23 protein-coding genes are annotated in these 18,131 nt (G+C 65.0%); 5 read left to right on the plus strand and 18 right to left on the minus strand.

Annotated features, from left to right (window positions below):
* Positions 1 to 136: 136 nt before the first annotated feature.
* The 3 genes from trmD to rpsP all read right to left on the minus strand — a co-directional run bounded on the left by trmD (position 137) and on the right by rpsP (position 1,890).
* Complete coding sequence (gene trmD / locus BLQ85_RS07270) at positions 137 to 916, minus strand: tRNA (guanosine(37)-N1)-methyltransferase TrmD (protein ID WP_074575638.1); 780 nt, start codon at positions 914 to 916, stop codon at positions 137 to 139.
* Positions 917 to 1,000: 84 nt separating this feature from the next.
* On the minus strand, positions 1,001 to 1,609 hold the full coding sequence (gene rimM, locus BLQ85_RS07275; protein WP_074575639.1) for a ribosome maturation factor RimM: 609 nt from the start codon (positions 1,607 to 1,609) through the stop codon (positions 1,001 to 1,003).
* Between the two features lie 29 nt (positions 1,610 to 1,638).
* A complete protein-coding gene (gene rpsP, locus BLQ85_RS07280) occupies positions 1,639 to 1,890 on the minus strand; it encodes a 30S ribosomal protein S16 (RefSeq protein ID WP_007865872.1) in 252 nt (83 codons plus the stop codon).
* 196 nt (positions 1,891 to 2,086) lie between these two features.
* On the opposite strand from rpsP, the gene BLQ85_RS07285 reads away from it, so the two are divergent.
* Entirely contained in the window at positions 2,087 to 2,623 is a 537-nt protein-coding gene (locus tag BLQ85_RS07285; RefSeq protein WP_074575640.1) for a GNAT family N-acetyltransferase, read from the plus strand.
* A 7-nt stretch (positions 2,624 to 2,630) separates the two neighbouring features.
* The gene (locus tag BLQ85_RS07290) at positions 2,631 to 3,107 is read left to right on the plus strand and encodes a TM2 domain-containing protein (RefSeq protein WP_074575641.1); all 477 of its coding nucleotides are present in this window, start codon (positions 2,631 to 2,633) and stop codon (positions 3,105 to 3,107) included.
* Here the strand turns inward: BLQ85_RS07290 and BLQ85_RS07295 are convergent, their stop codons facing one another.
* The 12 genes from BLQ85_RS07295 to BLQ85_RS07350 form a co-directional block, all read right to left on the minus strand.
* The gene (locus BLQ85_RS07295) at positions 3,108 to 4,145 is read right to left on the minus strand and encodes an inorganic phosphate transporter (RefSeq protein WP_074575642.1); all 1,038 of its coding nucleotides are present in this window, start codon (positions 4,143 to 4,145) and stop codon (positions 3,108 to 3,110) included.
* Between the two features lie 17 nt (positions 4,146 to 4,162).
* Positions 4,163 to 4,810 (minus strand): DUF47 domain-containing protein, encoded by a 648-nt coding sequence (locus tag BLQ85_RS07300; protein WP_007865883.1) that lies wholly within the window; start codon positions 4,808 to 4,810, stop codon positions 4,163 to 4,165.
* 174 nt (positions 4,811 to 4,984) lie between these two features.
* Positions 4,985 to 5,347: a DMT family protein gene (locus tag BLQ85_RS07305; RefSeq protein WP_074575643.1), complete on the minus strand. Its 363-nt coding sequence runs from the start codon at positions 5,345 to 5,347 to the stop codon at positions 4,985 to 4,987.
* Positions 5,348 to 5,368: 21 nt separating this feature from the next.
* Positions 5,369 to 6,331, minus strand: a complete 963-nt coding sequence (locus BLQ85_RS07310; RefSeq protein ID WP_074575644.1) for an AEC family transporter — start codon at positions 6,329 to 6,331, stop codon at positions 5,369 to 5,371.
* 49 nt (positions 6,332 to 6,380) lie between these two features.
* Positions 6,381 to 8,477, minus strand: a complete 2,097-nt coding sequence (locus tag BLQ85_RS07315) for a TonB-dependent receptor (RefSeq protein ID WP_074575645.1) — start codon at positions 8,475 to 8,477, stop codon at positions 6,381 to 6,383.
* Between the two features lie 84 nt (positions 8,478 to 8,561).
* The gene (locus BLQ85_RS07320; RefSeq protein ID WP_074575646.1) at positions 8,562 to 8,987 is read right to left on the minus strand and encodes a hypothetical protein; all 426 of its coding nucleotides are present in this window, start codon (positions 8,985 to 8,987) and stop codon (positions 8,562 to 8,564) included.
* The gene (locus BLQ85_RS07325) at positions 8,968 to 9,543 is read right to left on the minus strand and encodes a DUF3299 domain-containing protein (RefSeq protein ID WP_074575647.1); all 576 of its coding nucleotides are present in this window, start codon (positions 9,541 to 9,543) and stop codon (positions 8,968 to 8,970) included. Before BLQ85_RS07325 ends, BLQ85_RS07320 begins: the two co-directional genes overlap by 20 nt.
* Before the next feature lie 52 nt (positions 9,544 to 9,595).
* Positions 9,596 to 9,880, minus strand: coding sequence for a hypothetical protein (locus tag BLQ85_RS07330; protein ID WP_074575648.1), 285 nt, complete (start codon positions 9,878 to 9,880; stop codon positions 9,596 to 9,598).
* A gap of 5 nt (positions 9,881 to 9,885) precedes the next feature.
* Entirely contained in the window at positions 9,886 to 11,088 is a 1,203-nt protein-coding gene (locus BLQ85_RS07335) for an ABC transporter permease (RefSeq protein ID WP_074575649.1), read from the minus strand.
* The gene (locus BLQ85_RS07340) at positions 11,085 to 11,741 is read right to left on the minus strand and encodes an ABC transporter ATP-binding protein (RefSeq protein ID WP_074575865.1); all 657 of its coding nucleotides are present in this window, start codon (positions 11,739 to 11,741) and stop codon (positions 11,085 to 11,087) included. Before BLQ85_RS07340 ends, BLQ85_RS07335 begins: the two co-directional genes overlap by 4 nt.
* Entirely contained in the window at positions 11,738 to 12,241 is a 504-nt protein-coding gene (locus tag BLQ85_RS07345; RefSeq protein WP_074575650.1) for a Fur family transcriptional regulator, read from the minus strand. The genes BLQ85_RS07340 and BLQ85_RS07345 overlap by 4 nt, the downstream gene beginning before the upstream one ends.
* A gap of 103 nt (positions 12,242 to 12,344) precedes the next feature.
* Positions 12,345 to 12,728 carry a hypothetical protein gene (locus tag BLQ85_RS07350; RefSeq protein WP_074575651.1) on the minus strand — a complete coding sequence of 128 codons (384 nt, stop codon included), beginning with the start codon at positions 12,726 to 12,728 and terminating at the stop codon, positions 12,345 to 12,347.
* A gap of 172 nt (positions 12,729 to 12,900) precedes the next feature.
* On the opposite strand from BLQ85_RS07350, the gene BLQ85_RS07355 reads away from it, so the two are divergent.
* Positions 12,901 to 13,872: a M14 family metallopeptidase gene (locus BLQ85_RS07355; protein ID WP_074575652.1), complete on the plus strand. Its 972-nt coding sequence runs from the start codon at positions 12,901 to 12,903 to the stop codon at positions 13,870 to 13,872.
* 62 nt (positions 13,873 to 13,934) lie between these two features.
* On the opposite strand, the gene msrA is transcribed toward BLQ85_RS07355, so the two are convergent.
* The 3 genes from msrA to BLQ85_RS07370 all read right to left on the minus strand — a co-directional run bounded on the left by msrA (position 13,935) and on the right by BLQ85_RS07370 (position 15,859).
* A complete protein-coding gene (gene msrA / locus BLQ85_RS07360) occupies positions 13,935 to 14,477 on the minus strand; it encodes a peptide-methionine (S)-S-oxide reductase MsrA (protein WP_074575653.1) in 543 nt (180 codons plus the stop codon).
* A gap of 104 nt (positions 14,478 to 14,581) precedes the next feature.
* Positions 14,582 to 14,863, minus strand: a complete 282-nt coding sequence (locus BLQ85_RS07365; protein WP_074575654.1) for a hypothetical protein — start codon at positions 14,861 to 14,863, stop codon at positions 14,582 to 14,584.
* A 102-nt stretch (positions 14,864 to 14,965) separates the two neighbouring features.
* A complete protein-coding gene (locus BLQ85_RS07370; RefSeq protein WP_074575655.1) occupies positions 14,966 to 15,859 on the minus strand; it encodes a LysR family transcriptional regulator in 894 nt (297 codons plus the stop codon).
* Between the two features lie 146 nt (positions 15,860 to 16,005).
* On the opposite strand from BLQ85_RS07370, the gene BLQ85_RS07375 reads away from it, so the two are divergent.
* Together BLQ85_RS07375 and BLQ85_RS07380 are read left to right on the plus strand one after the other, a co-directional pair.
* Positions 16,006 to 17,202 (plus strand): acyl-CoA dehydrogenase, encoded by a 1,197-nt coding sequence (locus BLQ85_RS07375; RefSeq protein WP_074575656.1) that lies wholly within the window; start codon positions 16,006 to 16,008, stop codon positions 17,200 to 17,202.
* Positions 17,203 to 17,236: 34 nt separating this feature from the next.
* Entirely contained in the window at positions 17,237 to 18,016 is a 780-nt protein-coding gene (locus tag BLQ85_RS07380) for a YdcF family protein (RefSeq protein ID WP_074575657.1), read from the plus strand.
* The last annotated feature ends 115 nt before the right edge of the window (positions 18,017 to 18,131 follow it).

Consider the following 18,131-nt stretch of genomic DNA (forward strand, 5'->3'; position numbering starts at 1 on the left):
CCATCTAACTTTTTCGTTCATGCACGCGCTACGCTAAAGACCGCAAATCCATGGATTCACCCAAAGATGATTCAGATGGTTGCAGTGGCCGCCAGAGGATCGAAAAGCCTTTGATTATAGCAAGCCAGGGCTTTTCTCAAGCGTCCTTGTCGGGGTTTTCAAGCAGATCGGCCAGAAAAGCCTCGTCGCTTTCGCTCAAATGGCCACTCTCACGCGCTCTTTGCACCAATTCGGGGCGTTCGTGCTGCGTCAAAGCCAGCCGCCGCTCACGCCGCCAACGCTCGATATGGGCGTGGTTTCCCGACATCAGGGTGGTCGGCACAGGCTGGCCGCGCCAGCTTTCGGGCCGCGTGTAGTGGGGACAGTCGAGTAGCCCGTCGAGCGCCGGGTTGAAGCTGTCGAGCTGGTGGCTGCCCTCGTCGTTGAGCACGCCGGGCTGCAGGCGGGCCACCGCGTCCAGCAGGGCCATGGCGGCGATTTCCCCGCCCGACAGCACAAAGTCGCCCAGGCTGATCTGCAGGTCCACATGCGTCTGGATAAAGCGCTGGTCCAGCCCCTCGTAGCGGCCGCAGACCAGCACGGCGCCGGCGCCGGCCGACCAGCTTTCGACGCCGGCATGATCCAGCGTCTTGCCTACCGGCGAAAACAGCACCGTCGGCACCTTGGGTGCGCCGGCGGCGGCACGGTCGGCCAGTATGGCTTCGAGGCACAAGGCGAGCGGCTCGGCCATCATCACCATGCCCGGGCCGCCGCCAAAAGGCCGGTCGTCCACCCGGCGGTAATTGCCATCGGCAAAATCGCGGGGGTTCCAGAGCTTGACCTCCACCAGCCCCGATTCATAGGCACGGCGCGTGACGCCGCTGGCCAGGAAAGGCGCAAAAAGTTCGGGAAACAGGGTGATCAGGTCAAAGCGCATGGGAAGGCTATTTTGCGCGAGCCGGGCGCCGAGGGGAAATCGACCTGGAAAGGCCCCGAAAAGGACCTCGGAAAGAGGCAGGCCTCAGTAGTCGGGCTGCCAGTCCACGGTGATGCATTTGCCGGCGATATCGACGGTGTCGACATAGACCGAGACAAAGGGAATCATGCGTTCGGCGGTGCCACTGCTGCCGCCCTCCTGCTGGACGGGGTACTCGACGCACAGCACGGAATGCGGGCCGGTGGCCATCAGGTCGCGCACCAGGCCCAGGTCAACGCCTTCGCGGTTGATCACTTTCAGGCCGATCAAATCGACCCAGTAGTACTCGTCCTTGGAGGCGGCGGGAAAGCTGCTGCGCGGCAAAAAGATGCGGGCGCCGCGCAAGGCCTCGGCGGCATTGCGATCGTCCAGGCCGGCGAACTTGGCGACCACGGAATCGGAGTGAACCTTGGCCTCGTCCACGCTGAGCGTGACGGTGCCGGAAAACACGGTGAAACCCGGGCGGAATTTGGCGTCGGGCGCCTGCAAAAACCAGGATTTGGCCGCGAAAAGCGCTTCCGGATCGGAGCTGTGCGGCAGGATTTTCACCCAGCCTTTGACGCCCCAGGCATCCAGGATGCGCCCGACTTCAACGGCGTCGTCCGGCAGGCTTGAAGGTGTCAAGCCCGCGGACGGCGAGAGGCCGGGCTGCATCGAAACTTGGGTTAAAAGCTTCGGGGATCTCAGGCGGCCTTGGCGGCGCCTTGCTTGACCAGGCGCAGCACGGTCGGGGACGGCTGTGCGCCCACGCCGATCCAGTGGGTCAGGCGGTCTTGCGCAATGCGCAGGCCTTCTTCGCCACCGGTGGCGATCGGGTTGTAAAAACCGATGCGCTCGATGAAACGGCCGTCGCGGCGGACGCGCTTGTCAGCCACAACAATATTGAAAAAAGGACGGTGCTTGGAACCGCCGCGTGCAAGTCGAATGACGACCATGATTTATCCTTCGGGTGGTGGGGCTTACCGGTAAAGTAGTTACCCCAATGTTCTGCAGCGCTTGAGACACACGACATGGCCACCCGGCCAGCGAATTGCTGCAAAGCCTGAGATTATAGCCTGCCGGACGGTTTTTCCGGAAATTCGCCCTTTTCCCCATCCTTCTCCCGCTGTTCCACCGCCAAGCGCCCTCCCCATGCCCCTCATACGCCCCAGCCGCGACCAGGACATTCCCGCCATCACCGCCATTTACGGCCACCACGTGCTGCACGGCACGGGGACTTTTGAAACCGAGCCGCCCGGCGCGGCCGACATGGCGGCCCGCCGGGCCGACGTGCTGTCCAAGGGCCTGCCCTACCTGGTCGCCGAGCAGGACGGCGAAATCGCCGGTTTTGCCTACGGCAACTGGTTCAAGCCGCGCCCGGCCTACCGCTTCTCGGTGGAAGATTCGATCTACCTGGCACCCGGGCAACACCGCAAAGGCCTGGGCCGCGCCCTGCTGGCCGAGCTGCTTGCGCGGTTTGAAGCGGTGGGCATACGCAAGGCCATGGCCGTGATAGGCGACTCGGCCAATGCCGGCTCGGTGGGCGTGCACCGCGCGCTCGGCTTCACCGAGGTCGGCACCGTCCGCTCCTGCGGCTGGAAGTTTGGCGCCTGGCGCGACATCGTCATCATGGAAAAAGTCCTGGGCGCAGGCCACACCCAGCCGCCACCCGAGCCGCCCGCCGCATAATCGCCGCATGCAAACCGCTACAGCGCCCTCCCCCAAAGCCCCGAAAAACAAAACCCTCGCCGCCTGGCTGGCCTTCATAGGCGGCCAGCTCGGCATCCACCGCCTTTACCTGTTCGGCCTGGGCGACGTCTGGGCCTGGCTACATCCCATCGTCGCGGCGCTGGGCTGGTGGGGTGTGGAGCGTGTGCGGATGTACGGCCAGGACGACCACCTGGCCTGGGTGCTGATTCCCCTGCTGGGCTTCACCCTGGCCGGCACGGCGCTGACCGCGATTTATTACGGCCTGATGTCGACCGACAAATGGAACGCGCTGCACAACGCAGCCGCGCCGGAAACCAAAGCCGGCAACACCAACTGGCTGACCATAGGCGCGGTGGTGTTCGCCCTGCTGTTCGGCACGATTTCACTGATGTCCAGCATCGTCTTCAGCTTCCAGCGCTACTTCGAATACCAGGTTGAAGAAGCCAAAAAGATATCCCAGTGATCAGAACACCTGCAGGCTGACCCAATAGGCGATTGCCGCTACGAAGGCCGAGGCCGGGATCGTGAAAATCCAGGCCCAGACGATGTTGCCGGCCACGCCCCAGCGCACGGCCGAAGCGCGCTGCGTGGAACCTACGCCCACGATGGCGCCGGTGATGGTGTGGGTGGTGGAAACCGGAATGCCCAAAGCCGTCGCCAGGAACAGCGTCAGCGCACCGCCGGTTTCGGCGCAAAAGCCGCCCACGGGCTTGAGCTTGGTGATTTTCTGGCCCATGGTTTTCACGATGCGCCAGCCGCCGAACATGGTGCCGAAGCCGATGGCGATGTAGCAGACGATGACCACCCAGACCGGCAGGTGCTCGGTGGTCGCCATCATCCAGACCGGCAGGCCCTGCACATTGCTGCTGGTCGCGGCGATCAGCAGCAGCCAGATGATGCCGGCCGTTTTCTGCGCGTCGTTGCCGCCGTGGCCCAGGCTGTAGGCGCCCGCGGACACCAGCTGCAGCCGGCGGAACCAGCGGTCGGCCCGCGAGGGCGTGGCGCGGCGGAAAACCCAGGCCACCGCCACCATCATCAGCGAGCCCAGCAAAAAGCCCAGCAGGGGCGACACAAAAATAAAGGCCACCACCTTGAACACGCCCGAGGCGATCAGCGCGCTGGCGCCGGCCTTGGCAATCACGGCCCCGACGATGCCGCCAATCAGCGCATGCGAGGAACTGCTGGGAATGCCGTAAAACCAGGTGACGATGTTCCAGGTGATCGCGCCCGTCAGCGCGCCGAACACCACATGGGTGTCGACCACCCCGGGCGCGACGATGCCCTTGCCTATGGTCGCCGCCACGCTCAGGTGGAAGATGAAAAAGGCGAGGAAGTTGAAGAAGGCGGCGAACAGCACCGCCTGCCCCGGCTTGAGCACGCCGGTCGACACCACCGTGGCGATCGAGTTGGCCGCGTCATGAAAGCCGTTCATGAAGTCGAAGGCGATGGCCAGAAAGACCAGCAGGAACACCACCCACAGGGCGGCCTGTACGGTTTGCATGATTCAGGCGCCCGCGATCAGGAGTTCTCGAGGACGATGCCCTCGATCAGGTTGGCCACATCCTCGCACTTGTCGGTGATGGTTTCGAGCAGTTCGTAGACCGCCTTGAGCTTGATGACCTCGCGCACGTCGGGCTCCTCGCGGAACAGCCGGCTCATGGCCGAGCGCATCACACGGTCGGCGTCGGATTCGAGCTTGTCGATTTCCTCGCAGGTCTTGAGCGCGGCTTCGGCCGTCGCGGCATCGCTGACCTTTTCGATCAGCGCCACCGCGTCCTGCAGGCGTTCGCAGCATTTGACGCTGAGGTCGGTCAGCCGCACGATGTCTTCGGTCATGTGGCGCACGTCGTACAGCGCCATGGTCTCGGCCGAGTCCTGGATCAGGTCGGCGACGTCGTCCATGGTGTTGATGAGCTTGTGGATCTGCTCGCGGTCTATCGGCGTGATGAAGGTCCTGTGCAGCGCGCGGTTGACTTCATGCGTGATGCGGTCGGCGGCGCGCTCGGCGTGGTCGACTTCACGGTTGAAGGCTTCGCGCTTTTCCACGTCGCTGTAGTTGGCGACCAGCTTGGAAAAAGCATGCGCCGCCTCCACGATGCGTTCAGCATGCTGGTTGAACATCTCGAAAAAATTGCCTTCACGCGGCAGCAATTTGCCAAACAGCATGTCTATTCCTCAGGAAGTAAGTCAAAAATATGACGTTTTTGTAACAACTAGAAGTTTACCTTGCCCCCACGGTCGCTCACTTCGTCTAGCTCCCTGCCCCCCGAGGGGGCCGCCCGCCTGCGGTCTGGCAAAGCCAGTCCCGCGGCTCATGCTGGCTTTAAAAACGCTGTTCTATCAAGCGCTGCGAAAGATGAAGTAGACCGCGCCCACCATGCACAGCGCCGCCCAAAGATAGTCGAGTTTGAGCGGCTCGTTCAGGTAAAACACCGCGAAGGGCACGAACACGCTGAGGGTGATGACCTCCTGCATGATCTTGAGTTGGCCCACGCTGAACTGGGTGAAGCCTATGCGGTTGCCGGGCACCTGCAGCAGGTATTCAAACAGGGCGATGCCCCAGCTGATCAGGGCGGCGATGTACCAGGGCGAGGTCGCGAGGTTCTTCAGGTGGCCGTACCAGGCGAAGGTCATGAAGATGTTGGACAGCAGCAGCAGGCCTATGGTCTGCGCCGACACGGGCAATGACTGGAGGAATTGCATCAAAGGACTCCGGGACAGGTGTCAGCCGACACGGCCGACCAAAATCAGCACCACGGTCAGCGTGACCAGGGCCAGCGCGGTGGACACCACCACGCTGGCGGTGATCAGCTCTTCGGCGACCTTGTAGCGCTGGGAAAACAAAAACACATTGGCGCCTATCGGCAGGGCCGAGGCCACCACCATCACCGACATGGGCACGCCGCCCACGCCCAGCAGCCGGCACAGGCCGAACACCAGCAGCGGGTGCAGCAGATTCTTCACCCCAGCCAATGCCAGCGCCTGGCGCCAGTGCTCGCCCACGCGGGTGTTGGCCAGGGTTACGCCGACCAGCACCAGCGCCAGCGGGCCGAAGGCGCTGGCCATGAGCTCCAGCGGCTTGTCGACGACGGCGGGAATCGTGAAACCGGTCTGCGCGAACAGCAGGCCGGCGATGATGGGCAGCGGCACCGGGTGCAGCAGCGCGTTTTTCACGGCCATCATCACGGTGGCCACCGGGTGGCGCGGCGCGCGGGTCACCTCGTCGCTGGTGCCCAGCTTTTGTTCATGGGCCACCGCGAGCTCCAGCACCACCGTGGCGCTGGTCAGCAGCACAAGCGAGTGCACGGATACCAGCGTGAACAGCGTCACCAGTCCCTGGGGCCCGTACATCAGGCCTATCAGCGCGATGCCTATCATCACGGTGTTGGAAAAAGTATTGGCCAGCGCCAGCACGGCGGCGCGGCGGTTAAAGCCCTGCACCAGCAGGGTGCCGCCGAACAGCACGATGACCGCCAGGAAATAGGCCAGCACCGGCTTGAAATCAAGCTGCTCGACACGCACCCGGCTCATGGTGCGAAACAGCAGCGCCGGCGTGAGCAGCAGAAAGATCAGGTTGGACAGGTCCTTGATGGCATTGGCCCTGATCCACTGCGCCCGGCCGGCAAAAAAGCCCGCGGCAATCAACAGCACAACCGGGAACAGGGACTCAAAGACCAACGGGTTCATTGCCGCAATCTTAGCGTGCCGTCCCCGGCCCTCCGCTCCCGGCTGTCGCTTAAAACGCCAGCTGCATGCCCACCTTCAAGCTGCGCCCCGGCAGCGGCGCCTTCGGGAACGCCGTGGTCGTCAGCACCGAAGCCGCGCTATAGGCCAACTGGTTGGTCAGGTTGTCGACCTTGGCATACCAGAGGATGTTGCTGGCGCCGGCCTTCATGCGGTAGGTGGCGGCCAGGTTCCACAGCGTGTAGGCCGGGGTCGCGCGCTGGCCGTCGGCCACGCGGTTTTGCGCCATGGAATGGTCAAAGCCTATGCTGCTGCCCCAGGGCCCGCTGGCCCAGATGAGGCTGGCGCCCACACGCGCGGGCGCGATGCGCGGCAGCGGCTGGCCGTTGCTGAGGTTGGTGGCCCGCACCACATCACCGCGCAGGGCCAGGTCCACGCTGGACGGGCCTTCGAGCAGGCGGATGTTGCCGCTGGCTTCCAGGCCCACAAAACGCGCGCGCACGCCGGTATAGGCGAACTCCGGTAGCAACTGGTTGTCCGGGTTGTTGTCGTCCACGCCGTCGCCGTCCAGGTCGGCCGGGTTCAGCGCGCCGTCTTCCTGCCCGTACTGGTTGCCCGTGGCCAGCAGGCCTATGTAGTTCTTGAAGCGGTGCACATAGGCATTGGCGCTGAAGCTGTTGGCCCCCGACTTCCAGCTGGCGCCCAGGTCCAGGCTGGTCGATTTTTCCTTGCCCAACGTCGGGTCGCCGGTTTCCCAGGCCTTGGTCGCCACGTGCGGGCCCTGGGCGAAGAGTTCATAGTCCTTGGGCGCGCGTTCGGTGTAGGCCAGGTTGCTGGTCAGCTGCCAGCCCGGCGCCGCATTCCACAAGGCGCCCAGCGCATAGCTGTGCGGCGTGAAGTCGCGCGTCAAAGGCGCAAAACGCGCCACCAGTGGATTGCCCAGCGATTCCACTTTCACCGACTCCAGCCGCCCGCCAAAACTCAGCTTGCCCCAGCTTGTAGCGTATTCCTCGTAAGCGAACACGGCGTTCTGCGCGGTCTTGCTGTAGGGCGCAAAGGCCTCGGCGCCGTCGGCCGAAAAGCGGTTGTTCTCGGCCTGGAAGCCGACCAGGCCGTCGAAGTTTCCGATACGCGCGTGGCGCGCCTCCAGCCGCACATCACTACCCTTGTTCTTGAACACCGTGCCCGGGTTGGGGCCTTCGAATTCGGTGTGCTGGTAATCGGTATGGCTCAGCTGGCCCTTCACGCTCCGGATAAAACCGCCCAGGTCGCGCAGTTCGCCCTCCAGCGCCACGCGGTTTGACTTCATGTCAATCGTCACGTCGTCCTCGGCCACCGTGCCGTAGTTGCTGCGGTAGGTGCTGACCGACGCGCCCAGGTAGCCGTGGTCAAAAAACACCGAACCGCCGGCCGCGCCACCGTGGACCTTGCTGTCGGAGTTGCAAATACGGTTGGTGATGATGTTCAAGCCGCCCTTGCCGCAGGCCAGGTCGGTGGGCACTTTCACGTCGCCGGTCTCGCGGTTGAACACATCCACATGCAGGGCATAACGGTTGTTGCCGCCTTCGAGCAGCACGCCGCTGCTTTTTTCGCGGTTGCCGCTGGCCAGACCCAGATCGACCTTGCCGGCCACGCCGCCTTTTTCATCGAACAGCGGCTCGCGCGGGATGCGGTTGTCGATCACGTTGACCACGCCGCCCACGGCGCTGCCGCCGTAAAGCAAGGCGCCGGGGCCGCGCAGCACCTCGACGCGTTCGATGCTGATCGGGTCGCTGGTGACGGCATGGTCGTAGCTCAGGCTGGAGGCATCCAGCGTCGTACCGCCGTTGCCCAGGATGCGGATGCGGTCGCCGTCCAGCCCGCGGATGATGGGCCGGCTGGCGTTGGGCCCGAAGTAGGTGCTGCTCACGCCGGGCACGCCGTCCAGCGTTTCACCCAGCGTGGTTTTGCTGCGCAGCAGCAGCCCGGTGCCCGAGTACTGCGCGGCCGGCGCGATCAGGTCCGATGTGCCCAGCGGGTTGCCGGTCACAGTGACTTCCTTGAGGCTGGGGGCGGTAGCTGGGGCGGGGGCTGTGGCTTGGGCACTCGCCAGGCCGCAAGAAAGCGTTGCCGCGGCGCAGAGCGCGCGGCTGATAAAAGGTGGTTTCATGGTGACTCACTGAATCGGGAAAAATCAAAAAGGGCAAAGCTGCGCCCTGGCCTGGCGGCCGGCACACAACAAATGGAGGGAGATTCAGCGAGGGAAAGGCGGGCCGCGCGCGTCAAACAGCGCCGCCCAGCGGGCGAGCGCTTCGCCGCGGGAGATATCAAAAACTGCGTTGGAGAGCACCAGTGGCAGGCTCAGCATGGGCAGCGCAGGCGCCGCCTGGCCGTGGCTGGCCTGGTCGAACAGCCGGCAGTCCGAATCGCCGTCATGCGAGGCAAACAGCGAGGCCAGCCAGCCTCCCTCAGCCGGCTCTTCGGCATGCGCCGGCGCGGCGTGTTCAGGGTGATGGCTGTCCTGGTGCGCATGGGCATGCGCATGCAGATGCGCCTGCGGGCCATGCACCACGCCATGCATCAGCCCCAGCAATTGCGCAAATAAAAACGAGGCGGCCAGCAGCCAGGCCAGGGCCCCGGCGGAACCTGAACCCCGGCGCTTATTTGACGCTGGTGGCATCCGTGATGCGGTAGTAGAGGCCGTAGGCGTCGTCGTTCAAGACCAGGAAACGCCCTTCCACCACCACCGGCTCCATGCTGTATTTCACCGGCGTCTTGGTCTTGACCTCGACCATGCTCTCGGGCCCGCCCGGCAGGCAGAAGGCGCAGGTCAATGGCACCGAGGACAGCAGAAAATGTTTTTGTTTTTCGCCGGGGTCCAGCGGCATCATGAAACCCTGGATGCGTTGGGTTTTCTGGTTCAGCGCCATCTGGTCCAGGGTGAAGACCGGCAGGATGCGGTTTTTCTCGTTCTTGGTTTTCACCGCCGTCAGCACCGACCAGGGCACCACATCGCTACGGGCCGAAAGTGGCGGAAACGGGCTATTGGCGCCATGCACGCCCGCACCCTGGCCCACCGGCAGGTCAAAACCCGGGCCCGCGGCAGCTGCAGCCGGCTTGGCGCCGCCCGCCACCGGCGAAGACAGGGTCTGCGCCTGCAGGCCTGCGGCCGCGAGGGACAAGCCGCAGGCCAGCGCGAAGGCGCGGCCCAGGCGATTGCGAAGGATCGGGTTCATGCGGGACTCCTGCAGGGGTGGCGCCGGTTCAGGCCTGGACGGTTCGCCGGGCTCAATGAACGTGTTTCATGCCGCAGTATTTGCCGACGGCCAGCCCTTTGCAAGCGGCTTGCAGCTCTTTTTCGCAAACCTCGTCTTTTTTACCCGACTCCAGGCACTTGGCCGCGGCTTCGTGGGCGGCGGCCATGGCGCGGTGGCGCTGGATGTCTTCCTTGGTTTCCTTGTCGCTGTGCTGAGCATGAGCCAGCGAAAAAGTGGCGCTCAGGGCCAGCGCGGCCACGCCGCCCAGGACGGGCGAGAACTTGAGGAATTGCTGGACGAAACGAAGGCTTGGCATAAAAGTTACCTTGATTGGAGAAGTTCAAACACACTGACCCGGTAGGCCTCCCAGGCGGGCAGCAGCGCGGACGCCAGCGCCACCCCCAGGGCCAGTACCGGCACGCTTACCAGTTCGACCGGCCAGGACACGGCGCCGATCAACACGGATTTTTCGAGCTGCAGCGCCCAGCCCAGCAAGGCTGTCAGCCCCTGGCCCGCCAGCACGCCCAGCACCGTGGCCAACAAGGCCAGCCACAAGGCTTCGCACAGCAACAGGCCGGCCACCTTGCCCGGCGGCGCGCCCAGCATGCGCAGCAGCGCCAGGTCGGCCCGGCGCTCGCGCACCGCGCCCCACAGCGCGATGAACACGCTCAGGCCCGCCGTGAGCAGCAGCACGCCGGCCAGCGCGCGCAGCACATCGGTGCCCACGCCCACCATGCTCAGCAGGCGCGTGATCTCCAGCGCCGGCGCGGCGGCCTGCATCTCGGTGCTGCTGTTGATGTAGCGCGGGAAGGTCACCGCCGCCAGCGGTGTTTTGTACTGGATCAGCGCCAGCGTGATTTCGCGGTCTTCCTCCAGCACCTTGCGGTCGTCGTCGTCCAGCGCCGTGTCGGTCTCATGCACCTGCCAGACCGATTCGGTGGCCGTCAGCACCAGGCGGTCCAGCACCGTGCGGCTGGGCGCCAGCACGCCGGACACCACATAGGGGCTGAGCTTGTGCTCCTCGCCCCCGCCGCCCAGGCCGTGCGTGCCGGTGAAGCTGTCGCCCACTTTCAGGCCGGTCTGCCGCGCCACCTGCGCGCCTATCACCGCCTGCATGGGCTTGGCCCACAGCGTGCCCTGCGCCAGCTGCGCTTCGTAGTGGCTGATGTAGTCGGGCGTGGTCCCCACAATGCGAAAGCCGCGAAAGCTGTCGCCCAGGCTGATCGGAATGATCTTGGCAACCTGGGGATGTTTTTCGAGTTCCTTCACCGCGGCCAGCGGCACATTGCCGGTCGGCACGTCGAGGTGGAACACCCCCGAAAGAATCAGCTGCATGGGGCTGCCTTTGGCGCCCACCACCACGTCGATGCCGGCCAGGTCGCGGTCAAAAGCCTGGTTGATCTGGTGGCCCACCAGCAGCAGGAAGGTGATGGACGCCAGCCCCAGCGTGAGCAACAGCAGGTTCAGCGCCGCGGCCAGCGGACGCGACCACAGGTAGCGCCAGGCGAATGCGATGGTCTTCATGGCTGGCGGCGCCCAAGCTGCAAGGCCTTGAGGCCTTTTTCGTCTTTGAAAAATTCCGCCACGCGGGCATCGTGCGTGGAAATCACCAGCGTCGCGCCCTGCCGCCGCGCTGTGGCCCGCAGCAAGTCCAGCGAGGCCGCGGCGGCCTCGTCGTCCAGGCTGGCCGTCGGTTCGTCGGCCAGGATCACCTGGGGCTTGAGCAGCACCGCGCGCGCCAGCGCCACACGCTGCGCCTGGCCGCCCGAGAGCTGCGCCGGCTTGCGCTGCGCCAGCGCCTCTACATCCAGCGCGGCCAGCGCTTCGGCGATGCCGGCTTCGTCGGCCGGCCGGCCCGCGGCCCACTGCGCCATAGCCAGGTTGCCGTGCACCGTGAGCGCGGCGCTCAAATGCAGTTTTTGCGGCAAAAAACCAATGGTGGCGGCGCGCCAGGCATCGCCCGCGACCTTGCCCAGCACCTGCATGGCCTGGCCCGCCACCGTGATCTCGCCGTCAGCGGGCGCCAGCAAGCCAGCGGCCAGCGCCAGCCAGGTCGACTTGCCCGAACCCGACGCACCGCGCAGCAGCAGCACGCCGCCCTGGGCCACATCCACGTCCTCGAAGCGCAGTTCGGGGCCGCCCGCATAGCGGTAAACAAGCTCGCGCGTGCTGATCATGAAGAGGCCGTGCCCGGTGCGGTGCTCGCGCAGTCGGCGCACACGCCGCGCACCGCGAAATCCATGCTCATGCCCTGGTAGCCCAGGGCTTTCAAGGCTTCCAGCGCGGTCTGCGCGGCGCGCTCCAGGTCGTTGGCGTTGGCTTTTAAAGCCCCCGAGAATGCGCCGTCCAGCGGGCTGTCGCGGTGGCAGCTCTGGCATTCAAAATGCGGGATCGCATGCACGCTGCTGGGCATGGCCTGGTAGCGCCGCACACGTTTGGCATCGACCCGGCACAGCAACAACCCCACCTGCGTGAGCCGGTCTATCAGGCGGTACAGCGTGACGCGGTCCAGAGCCTCCTCGGCGTCGCCGGCCAGCGCCGCCTGCAGCTGCGCATGGGTATAGCTGGTGTCAGGATGCGCCAGCAGCCAACCCAGCACCAGTCGCGCCGCCGCGGTGCGGCGCAGGCCGTGGGCGGACAGCAAGGTGTCTATGGGATCGGACGGACGGTCGGTCATGGGGTGCGTAGTGCTGCGGATTTCAATTAACGCAATCGAGTTGCATTATTACCGCAATTACGCCCTTTCCAATCCTGCTTTGTGTAAAGCAGCCGAAACGGGCTCAGCTTTCAGGCCGCGTATCCGGCCAAGCGCCCGCCCGTCTCGCCGCAGGCTTACCCTTGCCGTTGGCCGTGGCCAGTCCGCCGAACAGTGCAATCAAGACCAGCCAGCCCAGCAGCACATCCCAAAAATGCTTGACCAGGAAATACGGCGCCAGCAAGGTCGTGAACCAGTAGCTGAGCGGGCCGAAGCGCTCACTGACCACGCCGCCGCCACCGTAGCCGCAACGTATGGCCGGGTTGTCAAAGCCGGCCGAGGAGCAGCCCGCCCACTCCAGCACCTTGGCTGAGGTGAACATGCTGAGGACCGGCGTGCCGAAGGCCAGGACAAACAGCACCAGGCCTATGAGCAGCGCCAGGAACAGGGTTTTGCAAACAGCGTGCATGCGGAATTCTTAAGAAGGGCTTTTCGCCGGTTTTTTGTGCCGCATCGCGCGATGCCTGACCACGATGGAGGCTAATGTATACCGCCAACGGCGGCACAAACCGGCGCTGCGCTATAACCTCCTATGAACGCGCACGCCCGGCGCTCCACCCACTCACCTCACGGTAACACCCATGTCCCCCAAATACCCCACCCACCTGCGCGCCCACACCTACCACGGCCTGGCCCCCGGCCCGCGGCTGCTGGTCACCGGCGCCGTGCACGGCAACGAAACCTGCGGCACGCGCGCCATCACGCAACTGCTCGAGGAAATCGACGGCGGCGCGCTGGCGATCGAGCGCGGCACCGTGACCTTTGTGCCAGTGACCAACCCGCTGGCCTACAGCCTCAAGCAGCGCATGGGCGAGCGCAACCTCAACCGCAACATGGCGCCCAGCGCGATACCGCAGGATTTCGAGGACCGCATCGCCAATGTGCTGTGCCCGCTGCTGGATGCGCACGATGTGCTGCTGGACCTGCACTCCTTCCACACCGGCGGCGCGCCCTTTGTGATGATCGGCCCGCAGAACAACCACGGGGCGCTGGAGCCCTTCTCCCATGCAGCCGATGAAATGCAGCTGGCGCTGCACACCGGGCCGCACCGCATCGTCGAAGGCTGGCTGGAGACCTATGCGCGCGGCGTGAAGCGGCGCTCGGCGGCGGCCGAAGCAGGCGGGGCCAGCCGCGCCCAAAGCCTGGTGACCGACCCGAATTACGGCGTGGGCACAACCGAGTACATGCGCTCGCGCGGCGGCTACGGCGTGACACTGGAATGCGGCCAGCACGAAGACCCGCAGGCGGTGCTGGTGGCGCGCTACGCGATTTTGCAGACCCTGGGCTTGCTGGGCTTGATCGCGCAGCCCGCCGCGCCGGTGCCCATGGAGCGCGAAATCCTGCGCCTGGTCGATGTGATGGACCGCGAGCATGCGGGCGACAGCTTCACCCGCGAATGGCGCAGCTTTGACGCGGTGAAGGCCGGCGAAGCCATAGGCATGCGGCACGGCGGCGAAGCCGTCACCGCGCCGGCCGACGGCTTTGTGGTGTTTCCGAATCCGCGCGGCGAAGTCGGCCAGGAATGGTTTTACTTCGCGCAGCGGCGGGTCTAAGGCCGACCCGGCTCACACGCTGATCATTTTTATCCGCAGATTCATCTGCGGATAGACAACGCTCAGTCCTTCACCCGCGAGGCAAAAGTCTTGCGGAATTTCTCGACCTTGGGGCCCACCACAAAAGCGCAATAACCCTGGTTGGGGTTGTTCTCGAAATAGTCCTGGTGGTAGGCCTCGGCCGGCCAGTAATTTTCCACCGGCAGCACCTCGGTCACGATGGGCTTGCCGAAAAGCTTGTCCTGGCTGGCCTGGCGTATGAAGTCGTCTATGACTTCCTTCTGCTCGGGCGTCGAGTAGTAAATGCCGCTGCGGTACTGCGTGCCGGCGTCATTGCCCTGACGGTTCAGGCTGGTCGGGTCATGGATCACAAAAAAGATCTCGAGGATTTCCTTGAGCGTGATCTCGGCCGGGTCGTAGGTCAGCTTGACCACCTCGTTGCTGCCGGTGCGGCCGGTGCAGACTTCCTCATAGCTGGGCCGCGCGGCCTGGCCGTTGCTGTAGCCCGATTCGACGTCGGTGACGCCGCGCACCTTGACGTAGACCGCCTCCGTGCACCAGAAGCAGCCACCGCCCAGGGTGATGGTTTGAAGGGATGAGGACATGGCTATCTCCGCTGAAAACCGTTGGTCGTGAAATGAGCGGAAATCTTACGCCGCAGGCCGCACAACTGCCGCGGCCGGCTCGCTTGCCCTTGCCCGGCACAGGCTCAACCGCGGCGGCGCGGGCCCTTGCTGCGGTGCATGGGGCCGACGGCGCGGCGCATCAGCCGCAACAGCACCAGCGCCGTGACGGCACCGGTGACGGCCAGGCCCAGCGAGCCCATGCTGAACACCGTGTCGTTGGTCTTGCCGTGGCTCAGGATAGCGGCCACGAAGTCGCCGCCTATGTAGGCGCCGAACACACCAACACCGAGGTTTTCGAGGATAAGGATTTTTTCGCGGGTGCCCGCGAGCAAGCAGGCGGCGCCGCCGAAGAGAGCGCCCACCACACACCAGATATACGGGTTGATGCCGTTCTCCTGAAGACTATGAACTGCCCCATGGTCGCAGTTTTGAGCCCCCAGCGGTGGACATACTTTCCGCAAGGTCTTTCAGCGGGCGGCCGCCGGCGCCATCGCGCGCACCGCCTTGACAAAAGCCGCCAGCGCCTGGTGGTCGCGCGCGGTTTTCCAGAGGCAATGCGTATCGTAAGGCGTGGTGGCCGCATCCAGCGGCACAAAAGCCGCACCGGCCATGGCCGACTGCCGCAGCGCAGCCGGCACCAGCGCCACGCCCATGCCCTGCGACACCAGCGAGACCACGCTGAGCCAATGCCGCAGTTCGTAGCGCATCTCGGGGTAAAAGCCGGCTTCGGTGCAGATCGCCAGGATGCGCTCGTGGTAATCGGGCGAGACCGCGCGCGACACCACCGCAAAGGGCTGGCCCTGCAAGGCCGAAAGCGACAGCGAGCGCTTGCGCGCCAGCGCATGGCCGGCAGGCAGGCAGCAGACCAAAGCCTGGCTGGACACCAGGATTTGCGACAGTTCGGGCGGCACGCGCGTGGTGTGCACAAAACCCAGGTCCAGCCGGTCATGCGCCAACTCCACCAGTTGCTCGCTGGAGCTGAGCTCCTTGAGCGTGAGCCGCAGCAATGGGTGCTCGGCCTGGAAGCGCTCCAGGATGGCGGGCAGGCCGCTGTAAAGCATGGTGCCCGAAAAGCCTATCGCCAGGCTGCCAGCCATGCCCTGGCCCACGTCGCGCGCATGGCCGGCCGCCTGCGCGGCCTGGTCCAGCAGGGCGCGCGCCGCCGGCACAAAAGCCTGGCCCGCGGCCGTCAAGGTGACCTGCTTGCTGCTGCGCGTGAACAGCTTCGCGCCTATGGAAGCCTCCAGCTGCTGGATATTGAGCGACAGCGGCGGCTGCGAAATCGACAGGCGCCGGGCGGCGCGGCCGAAGTGCAGCTCCTCGGCCAGGACCAGGAAATAGCGGAGGTGGCGGAATTCCATGAATATGTTTTTTATATCGTTGAATCGATATTTGATATTAGACAACTATTCATGCTTGTCAAACAATCACGCATGGCCGCCGGTGCCCGAGCCGCGCCCCCTACACTGCAAACCAAGCCATTTCCTCTTTTCCGGAGACACAACCCATGAAAACTACCTTCAACTGGCAGGACCCGTTCTTCTTCATGGAGCAGCTCAGCGAAGACGAACGCGCCATCGCTGACGCAGCCCACGCCTTTTGCCAGGAGAAGCTGCAGCCGCGCGTGCTGATGGCGGCACGCCACGAGAAATTCGACCGCGAGATCATGAATGAAGCGGGCGCCATGGGCTTCCTGGGCTCCACGATTGAAGGCTACGGTTGCGCCGGCCTCAACTACGTGAGCTACGGCCTGGTGGCGCGCGAGGTCGAGCGCGTGGACAGCGGCTACCGCAGCGCCATCAGCGTGCAAAGCTCGCTGGTCATGCACCCCATCAACGCCTACGGCAGCGAGGCGCAGAAGCAGAAATACCTGCCCAAGCTGGCCACCGGCGAATGGGTGGGCTGCTTCGGCCTGACCGAGCCCAACCACGGCTCCGACCCGGCCAGCATGCTGACGCGCGCCAAGCCCGTTGACGGCGGCTTCATCCTCAAGGGCGCCAAGATGTGGATCACCAACAGCCCCATCGCCGACGTCTTCATCGTCTGGGCCAAGCTGCAGGACCCTGACGGCAAGGTCGGCGGCCAGGAAAGCATTCGCGGCTTTGTGCTGGAAAAAGGCATGAAGGGCCTGACCGCGCCCAAGATCGAGGGCAAGATGAGTTTGCGCGCGTCGATCACCGGCGAGATCGTGATGGACGACGTGTTTGTGCCCGAAGAGAATTTGCTGCCCAATGTGAGCGGCTTGAAGGGTCCCTTCGGCTGCCTCAACAAGGCGCGTTACGGCATCGCCTGGGGCGCGCTGGGCGCGGCCGAGGACTGCTGGTTCCGCGCCCGCCAGTACACCCTGGACCGCCAGCAGTTCGGCCGCCCGCTGGCGCAAAACCAGCTGATCCAGAAAAAGCTGGCCGACATGCAGACCGAAATCACGCTGGGCCTGCAGGCCTGCCTGCGCGTCGGCCGGCTCATGGACGAAGACAAGGCCGTGCCCGAAATGATTTCACTGATCAAGCGCAACAGCTGCGGCAAGTCGCTGGACATCGCCCGCATGGCGCGCGACATGCACGGCGGCAACGGCATCCATGACGAGTACCACGTGATCCGCCACATGATCAACCTGGAAACCGTCAACACCTACGAAGGCACGCACGACGTGCATGCGCTGATCCTGGGCCGCGCGCAGACCGGCTTGCAGGCCTTCTATTAATTAGCGCTACTAGCGCTGTATCCCCCGGCCGGCCATGGACTTAGGCGCACTCAAGCCCGTGCTGGCCGCCCTGGCGCTGCCGCCGGTCTCGCCGCTGCTGCTGACCTTGCTGGGCCTGCTGCTGGCCTGGTTCAACAAAAAAAGAAGCGGGCTCGCGCTGGCGACCATTTCCGTGCTGCTGCTGGCGCTGCTCAGTTGCCACGGCACGGCGGTGTGGCTGGCGCGCACGGCCTTGCCGCAATTCGCGCCGCTGGACCTGGCCGGGCTCAAGGCCCGGAAAGTGCAGGCCATCGTCATCCTGGGCGGCGACGTGCTGCCCGTGGCGCCCGAATACGGCCACAGCCAGCCGGCCGCGGCCACCGCCGCGCGACTGCGCTACGGCGCCTGGCTGGCCCGGCAGTCCGGCCTGCCGCTGGCTTTTAGCGGCGGCCTGGGCTGGGCGGCCCACAGCACCCAAACCGAACCCGAAGCCGAAGTCGCCGCCCGCGTGCTGCAGCAGGACTACGGCCTGGCGCTGCGCTGGCGTGAATCCCAGTCGCGCGACACGGCGGGCAATGCGCGCCTGATGGCACCGCTGCTGCGCCAGGCCGGTGTCCAGCGCATCGCGCTGGTGACTCATGCCTGGCACATGCCGCGCGCGGTGCTGGCTTTTGAACAGGCCGGCCTGGCCGTCACGCCCGCACCCATGGGCTATGTGCTGCCGGCCCAAAGCGAACCGCTGGAATGGCTGCCCTCGGCGCAGGGCCTGCAGGCCTCGCGGCAGGTGCTGCGCGAGTGGCTGGCGCTGACCGTTGGGCGTTTTCAGCCGGCATAAAGCCCACCCCCTGTGGCGCCAAAGCAGCGCCCAGCAAGGCTTTACCGTGGGTTTACCTTTGAGTCCGGGCGCCCCGGCGACACTCAATACTTTGGGTTGACGGTCGGAAAGTAAG

The organism is Polaromonas sp. JS666, from assembly GCF_900103405.1.
In the GTDB taxonomy this organism is placed as follows: Bacteria; Pseudomonadota; Gammaproteobacteria; order Burkholderiales; family Burkholderiaceae_C; genus Polaromonas.